We start from the raw sequence: 16,555 nt of genomic DNA, 5'->3' as shown, positions 1-16,555 counted from the left end.
TACCGGGGTCCGGGTTCACAGGCCCGGGAACTCATCGGTCTCGATCCAGGTCTCGATGGCCGGCTTCTCGGCGAGATCGACGTACTCGTACCGGACCCCCAGGGCGTCGGGCTCCGTGATGATCCAGCCCGGGGTGGCGCCCTCCGCGCTCCGGGAGGCCGCTTCGACGGCGATCCCCTCGGCCTGCAGGGCCTCGAGCCGGCCTTCCATGTCCGGCTCCCAGAGCCCCAGGTAGAGGATCCGGCCCTCCTTGTCGGACGAGAAGATTCCCTCGTCCCCGTCGGACTCGATCAACTCGTAGTACGGCGGGCCCTGTTTCGAGAAGGCCACATGCACGACCTGCTCGTGCGGGTGCGGATCCTCGAGTCGCGGATTCGTCACGTGCGCGGGCTTGGTGAATTCGAGCCCGTGTATCCGCGAGTAGTATTCGATCGCCGCCTCCAGATCGGGCACGACCACACCGATGTGGAAGTAGGGCTGCTCGCTCATCTCCGCTCCCTGAATTTCCCGTTCACTGGTCGACCGGGTCGTACGCGTCGAGCTGCGGCGGCTGCGCGAGGTACGTCAGCATTTCCGGGACGATTTCCTTGAGGTATTCCTTGGCGCTGTGCTCGGCGAGAGCCGCGTCGTCCACGTACTGCTCGACGACGAGATACCGGCGGGGCGTGGTCCGGTGGCGTACGAACTCGAACACCGGAGTGCCGGGCTCGTTCTCCCTGACCTGCTTCACCAGGAGCCTCAGCACCCTCTCGAAGGGCTCCTCACTGCCCTCGGCGACGTCCAGGACGGTGGTGCACGTGATCACTGGTCCTCCAGTCTGCTCGGCCGGCGGGGCGTCAGTGCAGCGGCGGCAGCAGGATGTCCGCGGTCTCGTCCTGGATCTTGGCCTCGGCCTCGGGGTATCCGAACAGCTCGGTGCCCACCGGGCCGAACAGGGCGTGGCCCTCGGCGGCGCGGGTGTCGAACCACATCGACATCTCCTTGCCGACCTCGTCGCCGAACAGGTGGTTGACCATCGCGAGGGTGCCGGCGTTGATCGACGCGGCACCGGCGGTGGTCCAGATGCGGTCCTCCGGCGCGCCGAGCCACATCCGGCGCGGCTCCACGACGTTGGCGCCCTCCTCCTTGAGCCGGCGGGAGATGGGCGGGCTGCAGGTCACCGGGGTCTTGCCGAGGATTCCGGCGCGCTGCAGGATGCCGACGCCGACGCAGTTGGCGCCGATGAACTTTCCGTTGACGTGGTGGTGCCGGATCGTGTCGAGGATCCGCTCGTTCTTCGTGGCGACACCGGAGCCGCGGCCACCCGGGATGTACAGCACGTCGTAGAGGTCGTCGTCCTGGAGCACCGCGTGCGGCTCGACCTTCGCGCCCATCTGCATGGTGACCGGACCCTCTTCCAGGGCCACCAGCTTGACCTCGATGTCCTCGCCGGTCGTTTCCTTCAGATAGACCGCGACACCGATCAGGATCTCCCAGGGAATGATGGTGTCCGACTCGCTGCAGCGGTCGTACGCGAGCACACCGATGCTCTTGATCTCAGTCATGGAATCCTTCTCCGCTCCACTCCGGATTACCGGCCCGCGGCATTCGCCCAATGTCCCGGCGCTGCACGGAATTCCCGGTCTCTGGTGGCGAAGCTAGCGCGCCCCGGAATATCCTCAGAGCCTCCCGCGGCTACTTCCTGAACTCGGCTGCGCTTTCTGGTCCGCACAGTTCGCAGCCGCATCCGGTACGGCGGTCGGAGCTGCGGCGACGGCTGCCGACGGCACGCGCATCAGGCCGAGTTCACGAAGTCCATCCGGGTTTCTGGCCGCCCGCACGCGGGCCGGGAAGCCTGGCGCCATGACTTCTGAGAGCTCTGAGCTGCTGACTCGGCCGGCCGGCGAGAGCCGGCGGGCACGACGGAGCACGCGCACGGCGGGTCGCTTCGCAGGCATCGTCGTGGGCAACTTCCTGGTCCTGCTCGACGCCTCCATCCTGAACGTGGCGGTGCCGGACCTGCGCGCCGACCTGCACGCCTCGGCAAGTGCGCTGCCGTGGACGGTGGACGCGTACACCGTGGTGTTCGCCGGCCTGATGCTGGCCGCCGGTTCCATCGCGGACCGCTGGGGACCGCGCCGGATCTACCGTGCGGCCCTGATCTCGTTCGGCGTCGTCTCGGCGCTGTGCGCGGCGGCGAACTCCGCCGGGCTGCTCATCGCCGGACGTGCGCTGCTGGGCGTCGCCGCGGCGGGGCTGGTGCCCGCCTCGCTGGCCCTGCTCGCCGGGCTGTACCCGGACCCCGCCAAACGCTCCCGCGCCGTCGGTGCCTGGGCGGCGATCAGCGCGCTCGGTCTGGTCTCGGGACCCGTGCTCGGCGGTGCCCTGGTCGCCCTCGGCGGCTGGCAGCTGGTCTTCCTCGTCAACCCGCCGATCGCGCTGATCACCGTGGTCCTGGCGCGGAACCTGTCGGCCGACCGGCCCGCCACCCACCGCCCGATCGACTACCCGGGCCTGCTGCTGTCCGTCGTCGGCCTGGGCTCACTCACCTTCGGCCTGGTCGACGGCGGCACCGACGGCTGGGCGCGCGCCGTGCCGGTGGCCGCCATCGCGATCGCGGTGCTGGCCTTCGTCGCGCTCGCCTTCGTGGAACGCCGTGCCCAGGACCCGGCGCTGCCCCCGGCGCTGCTCTCGCTGTCCCGGGTGCGAGCCGACCTGGTGGCCGGCTCCGCCGCCTCGTTCGCCTTCTACGGGCTGCTGTTCGCGATGACCCAGTGGATGGTCGAGGAACGGCAGATGTCGGCGCTCCGGACCGGGCTCGCGTTCCTGCCCATGACGCTGCCGCTCGCAGTGCTGCCGTTCTTCACCGGCCGCCTGGTCGCGAAGATCGGAACCCGGCCGCTGATCCTCTTCGGTCTCTCCGCCGGTGCCCTCTCCGGCCTGATCCTGTCCTTCTCGGGGACCGAGACCCCCCTCGCGCTCCTCGTCGCGGCCCAGCTGGCCCTCGCCCTGTGCGCCACCACGTCGATCCCGGCCTCGACCGCCGACATGGCGACGGCCGCGCCGCAGCAGTTCGCCGCCACCGCCCAGGGGGCGCTGAACGCCTCCCGCCAGGCCGGCTCGGCGCTGGGCGTCGCCGTACTCGGAACGCTGGTCTCGATGCACCGGATCGGCCTCGCCGTCCTCGTGCTCGGCCTCGGCTCGCTGCTCCTGGTGGGCCTGCTCAGCCGGGCGAAGGCCGCGCAGGACGCCTGAACGACCGGGCGGCACACGCCCCTTCCCCTCGCCCGACCCACCCGATGAAAGGAAGCGCGCCATGACCACCGCCCAGGACGAGCCCGTCAAGGCCCCGGTCCGGCACAACGTCGCCTGGATCCGCTCCGCACTCCAGACGGCGATCGAGCTGGAGCACTCCACCCTGCCCATCTACACCTCGGCGATGCTCTCGCTGGAGGTGCAGAACTTCACCAGCTACAACACGATCCGCAGCGTGCTGATGGAGGAGATGGTGCACATGTCCATCGCCGCCAACATGCTCGCCGCGATCGGCGGCCGGCCCAGGATCAAGGACCTCGACCCGAAGTTCCCGTCGCACGGCCTGCCCGGCGGTGTGGAGCCGGACCTGCACATCGGGCTCGCCAGGCTCTCCAAGCCGCAGCTGCGCAACTTCATGCGGCTGGAGTCCCCGCTCTTCCTGCTGCCGGAGGAGTACGGCCACGAGGACTTCCCGACCATCGGCAAGCTCTACGCCCAGATCAAGAACGCCATCGTCGCCAACGCCGCCGAACTCCGCGCCGCCGTGCAGGGTGGCGGGGTGGCCAACCAGGTCGGCGACAACATCGGCTTCAAGACCATCGTGCCGACGCCGGGGGTCGACCCGGTGGACCAGCTGCTCGAGGGCATCGACGAGATCCTGCAGCAGGGGGAGGGCGCGACCAGCGGGACGATCCGCACCGGCGCCGCCTACCAGCACGAGGAGTCCCACTACGGGAAGTTCGCGGAGCTCTGGTACGGGCGCACCTACCGTGAGCCCGAGCCGGCGGTCGAGCTGACTCCCGAGACCGAGGCCGTGCACTTCCAGGGCGCGAAGATCGACTGGCCCTCGGTGATCAACACCCTCGCGGTCCCGGCGGACGGCTACGACAAGCTGCTGGCCGAGGACCCGGACGGCAAGGAGGTCACGGAGGCGCTGCTCGTCTTCGACCAGGACTACACCGCCATGATGGCCCACCTCGACGCGATGTGGAACGGCGATCCCGAGCAGCAGTGGCCGACCTTCGGCGAGGCGGTCCACAACATGATGAAGCTGCGGGTGTTCTCCTCCTTCACCTTCATGCAGCGCCAGATCCCGCCCGCGCTCATCGACGACCTGCCGCGCCTGTACCCGGCCGAGTTCGGCTTCCTGCACAACTACACCGACCTCGACCGGCCGGTGTTCTACGGCCCCCGTTTCCGCAACCTCGCCGCTCCCCAGGCCTGACGTCCCCCTCAGGAGACCGACCATGTCCCGTACGAAGACGGTCCTCATCGTCCTCACCAGCCACGCGGAGCTGGGCGACACCGGCCGCGCCACCGGCTACTACATGCCCGAAGTCGCTCACCCGTGGCGGGTGTTCAGCGAGGCCGGCCACCGCGTCGACCTCGCGTCGGTGCGCGGCGGCCGCCCCCCGGCCTCCGGCGTCGACATGGACGACAGGGTCCAGAAGGCCTTCCTGGAGGACCCGGAGATGAGCGCGAAGCTGGCCGACACGCTTCGCGCCGAGGACGTGGACCCGGCCCGTTACGACGCGGTCTTCTTCGCGGGCGGCCACGGCACCATGTGGGACTTCCCCGGCAACGAGGCCCTGGCGGAGCTCGCCCGGGACGTCTACGAGGCCGGCGGCGTGGTCGCGGCCTTGTGCCACGGCCCGGCGGCACTGGTCGGGGTGCGGCTCTCCGACGGCCGCCCGCTGGTCGAGGGCAAGCGGCTGACCGGGTTCAGCAACGCCGAGGAGGCCGCGATGGGCCTGACCGGCGTCGTTCCCTTCGCGCTCCAGACCGCCCTGGAGGAGCTGGGCGGCAAGCACGAGAGCGCCCCCGAGTTCGCCGCCCACGCGGTGACCGACGGCCGTCTGGTCACCGGTCAGAACCCGGCCTCGGCCACGGACACGGCCGTGGCGACGGTCCTGGCCCTGGCGTCCGCATGACGGCACCGACGACCGGGGAGGCGGTCGGGGCAGCCGATCCGGACGCGCCCCTCACCGCCGCGCCCACCGGCCGCGCCCGCTGGTTCGTCCTCGCCGTCGGACTCACCTGCACCTTCCTGGTCGTCGGCGGAGTGTCCATCGCCAACCTCGCGATGCCGTCCCTCCAGGCGACCCTGCACGTCGGGTTCGGAGCCGTGCAGCTCGTGGTGGCCGGGTACGGGCTGGTGTACGCCGTCTTCCTGATCACCGGCGGCCGGCTCGGTGACGTCATGGGCCGCCGGCGCGTGCTGCTCGGCGGACTCGTCCTGTTCACCGCCGCCGTGCTGGTCAGCGGCCTCGCGCCCAACGCGCCCGTGCTCATCGGGGCCCGGCTGGTGCAGGGCTTCGGCGCCGCGCTGATCTACCCGCAGATTCTGTCGATCATCCAGGACACCTTCGAGGGCGCCGAACGCAACTTCGCGCTCGGCCTGTTCGGCGCCACCATCGGCGTCGCCATCGTCGTCGGCCAGCTCGTCGGCGGCGCACTGATCCAGCTGAACCTGGCAGGGCTGGCCTGGCGCCCCGCCTTCCTGGTGCTGGTCCCGCTCGGCACCACCGCGCTGCTCACCGGCCGCCGGGTCATGGCCCGGGACAAACCCGCCGGCCGCCCCCACATCGACCTCGCCGGCACCGGCCTGCTCGGCGGCGCCCTGCTGCTGCTCGTGCTGCCGCTGCTGATCGGTCCCGGCGTGGGCTGGGCCTGGTGGACCTGGGTGATGTTCGCCGCCGCCGTCCCCGGGTTCACCCTGTTCGTCCGGTACGAGCAACGCCTGGACCGGACCGGCCGCACCCCGCTGCTGCGCCCGTCCCTGTTCCGGCAGCGGGCGTTCGGCGTGGGCATCGCGATCGGCGTCCTGTACTTCATCACCATCGTCGGCCTCGCCGTCTACACCTCGCTGACCTTCCAGGTCGGCCTCGGACTCGACCCGCTCCAGGCGGGGCTCGCGTTCGCCCCGGTCGGCATCGCGTTCTTCGCCTCGTCCCTGGTGGTGCCCCGGCTCGTCCCGCGACTCGGCCGGTCCGTGCTGGTGCTCGGGCACGTGCTGCTGCTCGGCGGTCTGATCGCCGCGTGGGCCACCGTGCACCGCGCCGGCACCGGCCTGTCGGCGGGCGAGCTGGCCCTGCCCCTGCTGCTGATCGGCACCGCCCAGGGCCTGACGATGTCCCCGCTGATCGGTGTCGTCCTGACCGGTATCCGTCCCTCCGACAAGGGCTCCGCCTCGGGTGCGCTGACCACCGCGTTCCAGATCGGCCAGGCTCTCGGGGTGGCCGGAATCGGTACGGTCTTCTCCGTCCTCGGCGCCCGTCCGGGCACGGCCACAGCGTCAAGCCGTTACCAAGTCGCCTATCAATCGGCCCTGTTGCTCATGGCGGCGCTTAGTCTGGTGTCGTTCGTCCTGGTCTATGCACTTCCGAACCCGCACGACAGCCGGCCCCACCACCACTTCCTGTGGGTGCGGCACGGCCGGCGGACCGGGCTCGCGCACGCGTTCTACCTGCTGACCGGCGGCCACGCGGTGGGCCGCCGGCTCAGCCACTGGTTCCATCACCACGAAGGGAAACACTGATGCGTCAGGTCGCTCTGGGCAGCCAGGGTCTGCGGGTCTCCGCACAGGGACTCGGCTGCATGGGCATGAGCCAGTCGTACGGAGTCGGCAACGACGAGGAGTCGATCAGGACCATCCACCGGGCCCTCGATCTGGGCGTCACCCTGATCGACACGGCCAACGTGTACGGGGCGACCGGCCTGTACGGCGTGGGCGCCAACGAGAAGCTGGTCGGGTACGCGCTGCGGGAGCGCCGGGACGAGGTGACCCTCGCCACGAAGTGCGGCATCGTCGACGTGAAGCCCGGCACGGGCATGGTGCTGCGGGCCGACCCGGACTACATCCGCGGCTGCATCGACGAGTCGCTGGAGCGCCTCGGCGTGGACCACGTCGACCTGTACTACCTGCACCGGGTGGACCCGAAGACGCCCATCGAGGAGTCCATCGGCACCATGGCGGAGCTGGTGCAGGCCGGAAAGGTCCGCTACATCGGCGTCTCCGAGATGTCCGCGGACGAACTGGAGCGCGCCCACGCCGTGCACCCGATCACCGCCCTGCAGAGCGAGTACTCGCTGTGGAGCCGCGAGATCGAGGCGGAGATCCTGCCCACCGCCCGCCGGCTGGGCATCGGCGTGGTCCCGTTCTCCCCGCTCGGCCGGGGCTTCCTGACCGGCGCGGTCACCAGCCGGGAGACCATGGCCGCGAACGACATGCGCCGCAACATGCCGCGGTTCTCGCAGGACAACCTGGACGCCAACCTGAAGGTCGTCGACGTGATCCGGGAGATCGCCGCCGCCCGCGACGTGCTGCCCGGCCAGATCGCGCTGGCCTGGGTGCACGCCCAGGGCGCCGACATCGTTCCGATCCCGGGCACCAAGCGGATCAGCTACCTGGAGCAGAACACGGCCGCCGCGGACCTCACGCTGGCCGCCGACGACCTGTCCCGCCTGGCCGGGGCGGCCGCCCAGATCCAGGGCGCCCGCCGCTGACCCGCACCCGTGCTCAGTCCGCCTTCAGCTCCGGCGGATGCAGGAAGTAGTGGGCGGCCGACGCCGCCTGCGCTCCCTCGTGGACGGCAGCCGTCACCTGGTGGGAGTGCAGCGCGGTGAGGTCGCCGGCCGCGTAGACGCCCGGCACGCTGGTCTTCTGCTCGGAATCCACCTGGACATACCCGGTGGCGGCGAGCCGGACGCCCAGCTGCCGGGCGAGCGTGGTCTCGGGGGTGGCGCCCTGGAGGGAGAACAGCGCGTCCAGCTCCAGCCGCCGGCCCTCGCGGGTCAGCACGGCCGACAGCATCCCGTCCGCGCCCTCGACCTCCCCGATCCGGTCGTGCACGACCGGGATGCCGGCGCGCTCCAGACGGCGCCGGAACGTCGGGCTGATCTCGTCGCTCCCGCTGTTGGTCAGCACCCGCACCCGGTCGGTGAGGCTGTGCAGCTGCATGGCCTCACCGGCGGCCGCGTCGGTGTGCCCGACGACCAGGATGCTCCGCCCCCGGTTCTCGTACCCGTCGCAGGTGATGCACCAGAACATCGACCGGCCGACGTACGACTCCCAGCCCTCGAAGTGGGGGAAGTGGTCGAGGACGCCGGTGGCCAGCACCAGCGCCCGGGCCCGCCAGGCGTGCCCCTGGGAGCGGACCGTGAAGCCCCGCTCGGCGTCGCCCTCGGCGTGTGTGACCAGGTGGTGCAGGACCCGGGCGTTGGCGTAGCGGCCGAGCTGCTCCCGGCCGAGTTTGCGCAGGTCGACGGTGGGGATGCCCTCGGGGAAACCGAGGTAGTTGTGGTTGGTCTGGTGGTGCGTCGAGCGCCCGTGGCCGGTGTCGAAGACCAGGACCTCGCGGTTGTAGCGGGCCAGGTAGAGCGCCGCGGACAGACCGGCCGGGCCGCCCCCCACGACGATGGTGTCGACGAGCCTCATACGTCCGTCCCCTTCTCAGGTCGTCCGGCTCAGTGCCCCGGCCAGCTCCAGCTCCGCGTGCACCGCCCCGAGGCAGCGGTTCATGACCACGCGCAGACCGCCCGCCTCGGCGATGTCACGTGCCTCGTCGGAGACGATGCCGAGCTGCAGCCACAGGGCCCGCGCCCCGATCTCCAGGGCCTGCCGGGCCACGGCGGGGGTCTGTGGCGCCGGCCGGAACACGTCGACGACGTCGACCGGTTCACCGATGTCGAGCAGCGTGGCGAAGGCCGGCCGGCCCAGCACCTCGCGGTGGTGCGGGTTGACCGGGATGACGTTGAAACCCTTGCCCTGGAGGTAGGCCGGGATCTCGTGCGCGGCCTTGCCGGGCTCCGCCGAGGCGCCCACCACGGCGATCGTGCGGGCCCCGCCGAGAATGCGCCGGTACTCGTCCCACAGGTAGTCGCTCATGCGTACGTCCCCTCTTCGTTTCGTTCCCCGCCCGCGGCCCGGCGCCGCGGCCGCAGCCAGATGACGCCCAGGGGCGGCAGGGTGACCTCGGCGCTCCACCCCTGGCCCTGCCAGGGGACCGGACCGGCCTGCAGCGGCTCGGAGTTGACCACGCCCGAGCCGCCGTAGCGGTCCGCGTCGGTGTTGAGGATCTCGGTCCACTCGCCGCCGGCGGGCAGGCCGATGCGGTAGCCGTGGCGCACGCTCGGCTGGAAGTGGTGCACGCACACCAGGGGGGTGCCGTCGGCGTCGTGGCGGACGAAGGAGTACACGTTGTCCTCGGCCGCGTCCGCGTCCAGCCAGCTGAATCCCTCGGGGGCGGCGTCCAGGTCCCACAGCGCGGGGAGCTGGAGATAGTGCGCGTTGAGGTCGCGCACCAGGTCGCGCACGCCCGCGTGGGGAGCGTGGCCGAGCGCCGTCCAGTCGAGCCCCGTGTCGTGCGACCACTCGCTCGCCTGGGCGAACTCCTGCCCCATGAAGAGCAGATGCTTGCCGGGGAAGCCCCACATGAAGGCCAGATAGGCCCGCACGTTGGCGAACCTCTGCCAGGGGTCACCGGGCATCTTCCCGAGCAACGAGCCCTTGCCGTGCACCACTTCGTCGTGGCTGATCGGCAGCAGATGGTTCTCCGCGTAGGCGTACACCATGGGGAAGGTCAGCGCGTGGTGGTGGTACTGCCGGTGCACGGGGTCCTTGCCCATGTAGACCAGGGAGTCGTGCATCCAGCCCATGTTCCACTTGAACCCGAAGCCGAGCCCGCCGTGGTCGGTGCGCCGGGTCACGCCCTCCCAGGCGGTGGACTCCTCGGCGACGGTGACCACCCCGGGGCAGCTGCGGTAGACGGCGGCGTTCATCTCCTGCAGGAACTCCACCGCCTCCAGGTGCTCCCGGCCGCCGTACGCGTTGGGTAGCCAGCCGCCCTCGGGACGCGAGTAGTCGAGGTAGAGCATGGAGGCGACGGCATCCACCCTGAGGCCGTCGATGTGGAACTCGGTGCACCAGTACAGGGCGTTGGCGACCAGGAAGTTGCGCACCTGCTCGCGGCCGTAGTCGAAGACGAGGGTGCCCCAGTCGGGGTGTTCGCCGCGCCGCGGGTCGGGGTGCTCGTACAGGGCGGCGCCGTCGAACCGGGCCAGCGCCCAGTCGTCCTTCGGGAAGTGTGCCGGCACCCAGTCGAGGATCACGCCGATGCCGGCCCGGTGCAGCGCGTCGACCAGGTACCGGAAGTCGTCGGGGGTGCCGAGCGCGGCCATGGGCGCGTAGTACGAGGTGACCTGGTAGCCCCAGGAGCCGCGGAACGGGTGCTCGGCGACGGGCAGGAACTCCACGTGGGTGAAGCCCAGCGCCTTGACGTAGCCGGGCAGTTCGGTGGCCAGCTGCCGGTAGGTCCGGCCCGGCCGCCAGGAGCCGAGGTGCAGTTCGTACACGCTCATCGGCGCCCGCTCGGCGCGCCGCCGGCCGCGTGCCGCCATCCATTCGGCATCCGTCCACCGGTGGCGGGAGGCGAAGACGACGGAAGCGGTGCCGGGCGCGGCCTGAGCCGAGCGGGCGAGCGGATCGGCCTTCTGCCGCCAGGTGCCGTCGGGTCCGAGGATCTCGAACTTGTACCGGCAGCCGTCGCCGACGCCCGGCACGAACAGCTCCCACACGCCGGAGGTGCCCAGCGACCGCATCGGGTGCCCGCTGCCGTCCCAGTGGTTGAAGTCCCCGACGACCCGGACGGCGCGGGCGTTCGGCGCCCAGACCGCGAACGCCGTGCCGGTGACGGAACGGTGCTCGCGCACCTGCGCGCCCAGCACCGTCCACAGCCGCTCGTGCCGGCCCTCGGCGATCAGGTACAGGTCCAGCTCCCCCGGCACGGGCGGGAAGCGGTACGGGTCGTCCGTCTCGCAGTCGCACTCGGCGTACCGCACCCGCAGCCGGTAGTCGGAGCTGCCGTCGGGCAGCAGCCCGGAGAAGACGCCGCCGCCCTCGTGGTCCAGTTCGGCCAGCACGTCCCCGGCCGGGCCGATCGCCCACACCGCCTCCGCGAGCGGCTTGAGGACGCGCAGGGTCACACCCTCGGGTCCCTGGTGCGGGCCGAGCAGCGCGTGCGGATCGCTCGACTCGCCGGTGGTCAGGCGTTTGAGGTCGGTGGCCGGCAGCCGTGCGGGGGCCGTCCGGACGGGGTGGGGGGAAACCGGCGGATTCACGAGAGGTGGGTCCTGTCCGTGATGATGTGGGCGACCTGGTGCTCCGGATCGAGGCGTACGTAGTTCTCGCGGCCCCAGCGGTACGTCTCGCCGGACAGCGCGTCGTGCGCGTCGAAGGTGTCGGCGCGGTCCAGGCCGAGGGCCGGCAGGTCGAGATGGACCGTCGCCTCCCGCACGCTGTGCGGATCGAGGTTGAGGACCACCAGCACCCAGTCGTCCCCGACCCGCTTGGAGAAGCAGACCACCGCGTCGTTGTCCGCCCGGTGGAAGCGCAGGTTGCGCAGCTGGCGCAGGGCGGGGTGGTCGCGGCGCAGCCGGTTGAGCGTGGTGATCAGCGGGGCGAGGGTGTCGCCGGAGGCGTCGGCCGCCTTCCAGTCCCTGGGCCGGTACTGGTACTTCTCCGAGTCGAGGTACTCCTCGCTGCCGGGTCCGGCGGGCACGTTCTCGTACAGCTCGTAGCCCGAGTAGACGCCCCAGGCCGGGGCCGCCGTCGCGGCGAGCACGGCGCGGACCGCGAAGGCCGCGCGGCCGCCGTACTGCAGGAAGGCGTTGAGGATGTCCGGGGTGTTCACGAAGAGGTTCGGCCGCAGGTAGGCCGCGCTCTCCTCGCTGCCGAGCCCGGCCAGTTCGGAGAGGTAGGACTCGACCTCCTCCTTGGAGTTGCGCCAGGTGAAGTACGTGTACGACTGGTGGAAGCCGACCCGGGCCAGGCTGTGCATCATCGCGGGACGGGTGAACGCCTCGGCGAGGAAGAGCACGTCGGGGTCGGTCGAGTGCACCTCCTCGATGAGCCGCTCCCAGAACCACACCGGCTTGGTGTGCGGGTTGTCCACGCGGAAGATCCGCACCCCGTGGGCCATCCAGTGGCGCAGCACGCGCAGGCACTCCGCGTACAGACCCTCGGGCTCGGTGTCGAAGTCCAGGGGATAGATGTCCTGGTACTTCTTCGGCGGGTTCTCGGCGTAGGCGATCGAGCCGTCGAGCCGGTGCCGGAACCACTCCGGGTGCTCGGTGACCCAGGGGTGGTCCGGCGAGCACTGCAGCGCGAAGTCGAGCGCCACCTCCAGGCCGAGTTCGGCGGCCCGGGTGACGAAGTGGTCGAAGTCGTCCAGGGTGCCGAGGTCCGGGTGGACGGCGTCGTGGCCGCCGTCCGGGGAGCCGATCGCCCACGGCGATCCCGGGTCGTGCGGGCCCGCGGCCAGGGTGTTGCCGCGGCCCTTGCGGTGGGTGGTGCCGATGGGATGGACGGGCGGCAGGTACACCACGTCGAAGCCCATCGCGGCGACGGCCTCCAGCCGCTCCGCCGCGGTGCGCAGGGTCCCCGAGCGGGGCGGCTCCAGTACACCCTCGGCATTCACCGTGGCCGGCACGGCCCCCTCGGAACGCGGGAAGAACTCGTACCAGGACCCGGACAGCGCCCGCTCCCGGTCGACGCGCAGCGGCAGTTCCTCGGAGCAGGTCACCAGCTCGCGCAGCGGATGAGCGGACAGAGTGCCGGTCACCTCGGCGCCGAGTGCGGCGGCGAGCCGGTCGTCGGGGGCGAGTCTGCCGTCCAGGAGCCGGTCGCGCGCCGTCTCGAGCGCCTCACGGGCCCGCTCCGGAGCGCCGGCCGGCAGCTTGTGCAGCGCCCGCTCCAGCAGCAGCGCGCCCTCCGCCAGGACCAGCTCCACATCGATCCGGGCCGGGATCTTGATGCGTGCGACATGCCGCCAGGTGGCCACGGGATCGGTCCACGCCTCGACCCGGTACGTCCACTCGCCCTCCCGGCCGGCCGAGACCTGCGCGGCGTACCGGTCGGTGCCGGGGGCGAGCAGCCGCATGGGCGTCCAGGGTCCGGGCACACCGTCCGGACCGGTCAGGACGACGTTCGCGGCGACCGCGTCGTGTCCCTCCCGGAAGACGGTGGCGGACACCTCGAACAGCTCGCCCGGCACGGCACGGACGGGGCGGCGGCCCGCGTCCACCTGGGGGCGGACGTCCCGCACGGGTATCCGGCCGACGGTGGGGGCCGGCCGACGGACGTCGGGCTTGCCTTGCATGGTCATGCCTCCTGGCACCGAAGTAAGGGCCTGTGTCACATCACCGGCCGGATCAGCGCGCGGCGTCTGGTGCGTGCGATCGCAAGGCGCCGGAGCGCCCTCGTGGCGGAGCCACGTGGGCGGTTCGGCAACGCGGCGAGCGTGCGTGCCAGGCGTCGCGCGCCCGGCCGGGGATGTGGCACGGGCTCTGAGGTCGTGGACCCGGATGTGGCGCGGACCGGGGTCAGGGCAGGGAATGGGGATGCGGCGCGGGCCGGCGCAGCGCCGTGGTCCCGTTGCTCACGTCGGCGATGATGCGGCGGTAACCGGCCACCAGCGCGTGGTGCGGATAGGCCGTGCTGAACAGCCGCTCGCCGGCCAGTGACGCCATCTCGGGTGCGTAGGGCAGCGCCACGGTGATCCGGGTGCCGAAGGCGTTCTCCACCTTCGCGCGCAGCGGCTCCGGTGCCGTTCCGGCCGGCACCAGGTTCACCGCCACGCTCAGCTGCCCGCAGCCGAGGCGCTCGGCGAGCGACATCGTCTCGGCGGCGCCCGCCATGTCCAGCCGGTCCGCCCGGGTGACCACCACCAGGGCGTCCGAGCTGGCCATCGAGGTCACCGTCTCGTTGTTGAACCCGGCGTGGGTGTCGAGGAGCAGCACGTCGAGGGCGAGCGAGTCGATCAGCCGGTCGAACCCCTCCCGGAGCAGCCCGACGTCGTAGCCGCGCCCCATGATCTCGTTGATGCCCGCGGCCCGGCTGCGGGCCGGCACCACGAAGAAGCCGTCGTGCCCGGCGTCCGCCTCCGCGGCGTAGGCGGCGTCCTCGATCTCGCAGCGCCCGATCAGGTAGTCGCTCAGGGAGTGCCGGACCGTGCCGAGCGCGTCGCCGAACATGACGTCCAGGGCAGGCGTCTGGATGTCGGTGTCCACCAGTGCGACCCGGTGTCCGGAGGAAGCCAGCAGCACCGCCAGATTGGCGGCCGTGCTGGACTTCCCCGTGCCGCCCCGGTACGAGTGCACGGTGATGATCTGCGACATGGTCTCCACCCGGGATTGAGTCAGGAGGCGCGTCGGTGCACGGCCATCATGGTGATGTCGTCCGACTGCTCGGCGGGGCCGACGAACTCGTTGAGCACGCCGTCCATGTGGTCGAGGAGCTCCTCGCCGCGCACGGCCGCCTCGGTCAGCTGTTTGAGCATCAGCTCGTTCCCGAAGAACCGTCCCGTCCCGGAGCGCGCCTCGGTGACCCCGTCCGTGTAGATGAAGAGGGTGTCGCCCGGGCTGATCTGCGCGTAGCCCAGCGAGAAGGTGACGTCGGGGATGACGCCGACGGCCGGCCCGGTGGGCTCCAGGAGCACCGGCTCGGACCCGTCGGCGCTGACCAGGACCGGCGGGTTGTGGCCGCCGTTGATGTAGACGAGGTTGCCGGTGAGCGGGTCGAGGACACCGAAGAACAGGGTCGCGAAGTAGCCCTGTCTGATGTGGTTGCGGGTCAGGTAGTTGTTGGTGCCCACCACCGCGTTCAGCAGCGGGGTGGCTCCCACGACGGGGATCGCGCGGGTCTGCTCCTCCCAGACGGTGGACTCGTTCAGCACGTCGGCGGCGATCAGGCTCTGCAGCCCGCTCTGCTCGGCGGTGTGCCGCAGCAGGCTGCGGATCAGCGCCATGAACAGGGCGGCGCCCACGCCCTTGTCGCAGACGTCGGCCACCACGAGGGCCAGCCTGCGCCGGTTGACCAGTTCGAAGACGTCGTAGAAGTCCCCGGCGACGGTGCGGGCCGGCCGGAAGCGGACGTCGATCTCCCAGCCGTCGGGGCTGGGCAGGGCGTCCGGCAGGAACCCGAGCTGGATCTCCCGGCCGATCTCCAGCTCCCGCTCGTAGCTGAGCAGTTCGGCGTGGGCGGCCACGTCCTCCAGGGTGCGGCTGAACTCGGCGCGCTCATGGCAGTTGCGCAGCCGGGCGCGGACCAGCTCGGGATGGAACGGCGGTACGAGGTAGTCGGAGCCTGCCTGGACGTGCCCGCCGAGCAGGTGCAGATCGTGGTCGGCGAAGGCCACGACGGTCGGCTGCCGGCCCTCGTCGTCCAGCCGCCGTACGACCGCTCTCACCGTGGCCGGTGGGAGCCGGGCGGAGACGAGCAGCACCTCGGTCTCGCCCAGCTCGCCCGGCGCCAGCGCGAGCGCCTCGCCCGGGGTACGCCGGCGGATCTCGAACCGCAGCGCCTCCAGCGTGGCCAGCAGCTCGGCCGGGGCCTGGCGGTGTTCGTCAAGGAGCAGCACCTTCGTGTGTGACATCTCGTCTCATCTATCCGTGGTGGTCGCGACGGATCGTCAGCGTGCTGACGTTGCGTCCCGCCACCAGCTCGTAGTCGAAGCGGTCCACCGCCGTCAGCGCCAGGAAGACCCCCAGTCCGCCGACGGCGCGCCGGGCCAGCGGCATCTCCAGGTCGGGCGCCTTCATGCCGCCGCGGGGATCGAAGGGCGGGGCGTCGTCGGAGAAGCGCACCCACACCCGGTCCGGGGTGACCCCGCCGTCCACGCAGATGGCGCCCGGTGCCCCGCAGTAGCCGTGCATGACGATGTTGGTCGCCAGCTCGTCGGCCGCCAACCGCAACCGGTAGGTCTCGCTGCTGGTCAGCCGGCCCGACCGCCCGAGTTCGAGGACGAACCGGGCGACCAGGTCCAGGGATTCGAGGTCGGCCGCGATCCTCAGCCCCGCCGTGGTCCCGGCGAGCGGCTGACCGGCGCAGCCCGCCTCGCACCACTCCTGTCCTGCGGTGGGTTTGGCCGAGGCGGCTCCGGAGTCGATCGCCATCTTGCGCCCCTCTCAGGCGTCGATCAGCTCGATGCTGTGGTCGAAGCCCGCCAGCCGGATGGTCCGGCTCACCGGCTCCGTGGCCCCGATCACGGCGATGCGCACCTCGTCGCCCATCTTCTGGCGGGCGAAGACCAGGGAGCGCAGGCCCGCGCTGGCCAGGAAGTCGAGGTGCCGGGCGTCTATCTCCAGCCGCACCGCGCCCTGCTCGGCGGCCTGGTCGACCAGGTCGTGGAAGCGGGGCGCGGTGGACGCGTCGAGTTCGCCCTTGACCTCGATCGTCGCGATGCCCTCGGACACACTCAGCGTTCCGTCGAACGACATGAACAGCTCTCCTTCTGTGAGGCCTCCGTCTGCGAGGCGTGCGTGC

General features: G+C 71.3%; 16 protein-coding genes. 5 read left to right on the top strand and 11 right to left on the bottom strand.

The window, feature by feature from the left end; translation table 11 throughout:
• Nucleotides 1-15: 15 nt before the first annotated feature.
• Genes ACIRVH_RS43045 through ACIRVH_RS43035 form a run of 3 tightly spaced genes read right to left on the bottom strand, consistent with a single transcriptional unit; the run spans nt 16 to nt 1,544 of the window.
• The gene (locus ACIRVH_RS43045) at nt 16-489 is read right to left on the bottom strand and encodes a VOC family protein (RefSeq protein WP_403965532.1); all 474 of its coding nucleotides are present in this window, start codon (nt 487-489) and stop codon (nt 16-18) included.
• A 22-nt stretch (nt 490-511) separates the two neighbouring features.
• Nucleotides 512-805: a putative quinol monooxygenase gene (locus ACIRVH_RS43040; RefSeq protein ID WP_403965531.1), complete on the bottom strand. Its 294-nt coding sequence runs from the start codon at nt 803-805 to the stop codon at nt 512-514.
• Between the two features lie 31 nt (nt 806-836).
• Complete coding sequence (locus ACIRVH_RS43035) at nt 837-1,544, bottom strand: DJ-1/PfpI family protein (protein WP_403965529.1); 708 nt, start codon at nt 1,542-1,544, stop codon at nt 837-839.
• A gap of 298 nt (nt 1,545-1,842) precedes the next feature.
• Here ACIRVH_RS43035 and ACIRVH_RS43030 point away from each other — a divergent pair, with 298 nt between their 5' ends.
• The 5 genes from ACIRVH_RS43030 (at nt 1,843) to ACIRVH_RS43010 (ending at nt 7,740) form a co-directional block, all read left to right on the top strand.
• Complete coding sequence (locus ACIRVH_RS43030) at nt 1,843-3,234, top strand: MFS transporter (RefSeq protein WP_403965527.1); 1,392 nt, start codon at nt 1,843-1,845, stop codon at nt 3,232-3,234.
• Nucleotides 3,235-3,295: 61 nt separating this feature from the next.
• Nucleotides 3,296-4,459 carry a ferritin-like protein gene (locus ACIRVH_RS43025; protein WP_403965525.1) on the top strand — a complete coding sequence of 388 codons (1,164 nt, stop codon included), beginning with the start codon at nt 3,296-3,298 and terminating at the stop codon, nt 4,457-4,459.
• Nucleotides 4,460-4,481: 22 nt separating this feature from the next.
• The gene (locus ACIRVH_RS43020; protein WP_403965523.1) at nt 4,482-5,165 is read left to right on the top strand and encodes a type 1 glutamine amidotransferase domain-containing protein; all 684 of its coding nucleotides are present in this window, start codon (nt 4,482-4,484) and stop codon (nt 5,163-5,165) included.
• Nucleotides 5,162-6,772, top strand: a complete 1,611-nt coding sequence (locus ACIRVH_RS43015; RefSeq protein WP_403965521.1) for an MFS transporter — start codon at nt 5,162-5,164, stop codon at nt 6,770-6,772. The genes ACIRVH_RS43020 and ACIRVH_RS43015 overlap by 4 nt, the downstream gene beginning before the upstream one ends.
• Nucleotides 6,772-7,740, top strand: a complete 969-nt coding sequence (locus tag ACIRVH_RS43010) for an aldo/keto reductase (RefSeq protein WP_403965519.1) — start codon at nt 6,772-6,774, stop codon at nt 7,738-7,740. The genes ACIRVH_RS43015 and ACIRVH_RS43010 overlap by 1 nt, the downstream gene beginning before the upstream one ends.
• Before the next feature lie 13 nt (nt 7,741-7,753).
• On the opposite strand, the gene ACIRVH_RS43005 is transcribed toward ACIRVH_RS43010, so the two are convergent.
• The 8 genes from ACIRVH_RS43005 to ACIRVH_RS42970 all read right to left on the bottom strand — a co-directional run bounded on the left by ACIRVH_RS43005 (nt 7,754) and on the right by ACIRVH_RS42970 (nt 16,509).
• The gene (locus tag ACIRVH_RS43005) at nt 7,754-8,671 is read right to left on the bottom strand and encodes an NAD(P)/FAD-dependent oxidoreductase (protein WP_403965517.1); all 918 of its coding nucleotides are present in this window, start codon (nt 8,669-8,671) and stop codon (nt 7,754-7,756) included.
• Between the two features lie 15 nt (nt 8,672-8,686).
• On the bottom strand, nt 8,687-9,121 hold the full coding sequence (locus tag ACIRVH_RS43000) for a CoA-binding protein (protein WP_403965515.1): 435 nt from the start codon (nt 9,119-9,121) through the stop codon (nt 8,687-8,689).
• Nucleotides 9,118-11,352, bottom strand: a complete 2,235-nt coding sequence (gene glgB, locus ACIRVH_RS42995; protein WP_403965513.1) for a 1,4-alpha-glucan branching protein GlgB — start codon at nt 11,350-11,352, stop codon at nt 9,118-9,120. Before glgB ends, ACIRVH_RS43000 begins: the two co-directional genes overlap by 4 nt.
• On the bottom strand, nt 11,349-13,397 hold the full coding sequence (locus ACIRVH_RS42990) for a maltotransferase domain-containing protein (protein ID WP_403965512.1): 2,049 nt from the start codon (nt 13,395-13,397) through the stop codon (nt 11,349-11,351). The genes glgB and ACIRVH_RS42990 overlap by 4 nt, the downstream gene beginning before the upstream one ends.
• A 217-nt stretch (nt 13,398-13,614) precedes the next feature.
• Nucleotides 13,615-14,409 carry a MinD/ParA family protein gene (locus tag ACIRVH_RS42985; protein WP_403965510.1) on the bottom strand — a complete coding sequence of 265 codons (795 nt, stop codon included), beginning with the start codon at nt 14,407-14,409 and terminating at the stop codon, nt 13,615-13,617.
• A 20-nt stretch (nt 14,410-14,429) separates the two neighbouring features.
• Nucleotides 14,430-15,665: a PP2C family protein-serine/threonine phosphatase gene (locus tag ACIRVH_RS42980; protein WP_403965508.1), complete on the bottom strand. Its 1,236-nt coding sequence runs from the start codon at nt 15,663-15,665 to the stop codon at nt 14,430-14,432.
• Between the two features lie 10 nt (nt 15,666-15,675).
• Nucleotides 15,676-16,185 carry an ATP-binding protein gene (locus ACIRVH_RS42975; RefSeq protein ID WP_403965506.1) on the bottom strand — a complete coding sequence of 170 codons (510 nt, stop codon included), beginning with the start codon at nt 16,183-16,185 and terminating at the stop codon, nt 15,676-15,678.
• A 12-nt stretch (nt 16,186-16,197) separates the two neighbouring features.
• On the bottom strand, nt 16,198-16,509 hold the full coding sequence (locus tag ACIRVH_RS42970) for an STAS domain-containing protein (RefSeq protein WP_403965505.1): 312 nt from the start codon (nt 16,507-16,509) through the stop codon (nt 16,198-16,200).
• Nucleotides 16,510-16,555 lie beyond the last annotated feature (46 nt).

Origin of the sequence: Streptomyces sp. NPDC101165, from assembly GCF_044768135.1 — a bacterium.
Taxonomy (GTDB): domain Bacteria; phylum Actinomycetota; class Actinomycetes; order Streptomycetales; family Streptomycetaceae; genus Streptomyces.
This window is presented reverse-complemented; position numbering and strand designations above follow the sequence as displayed.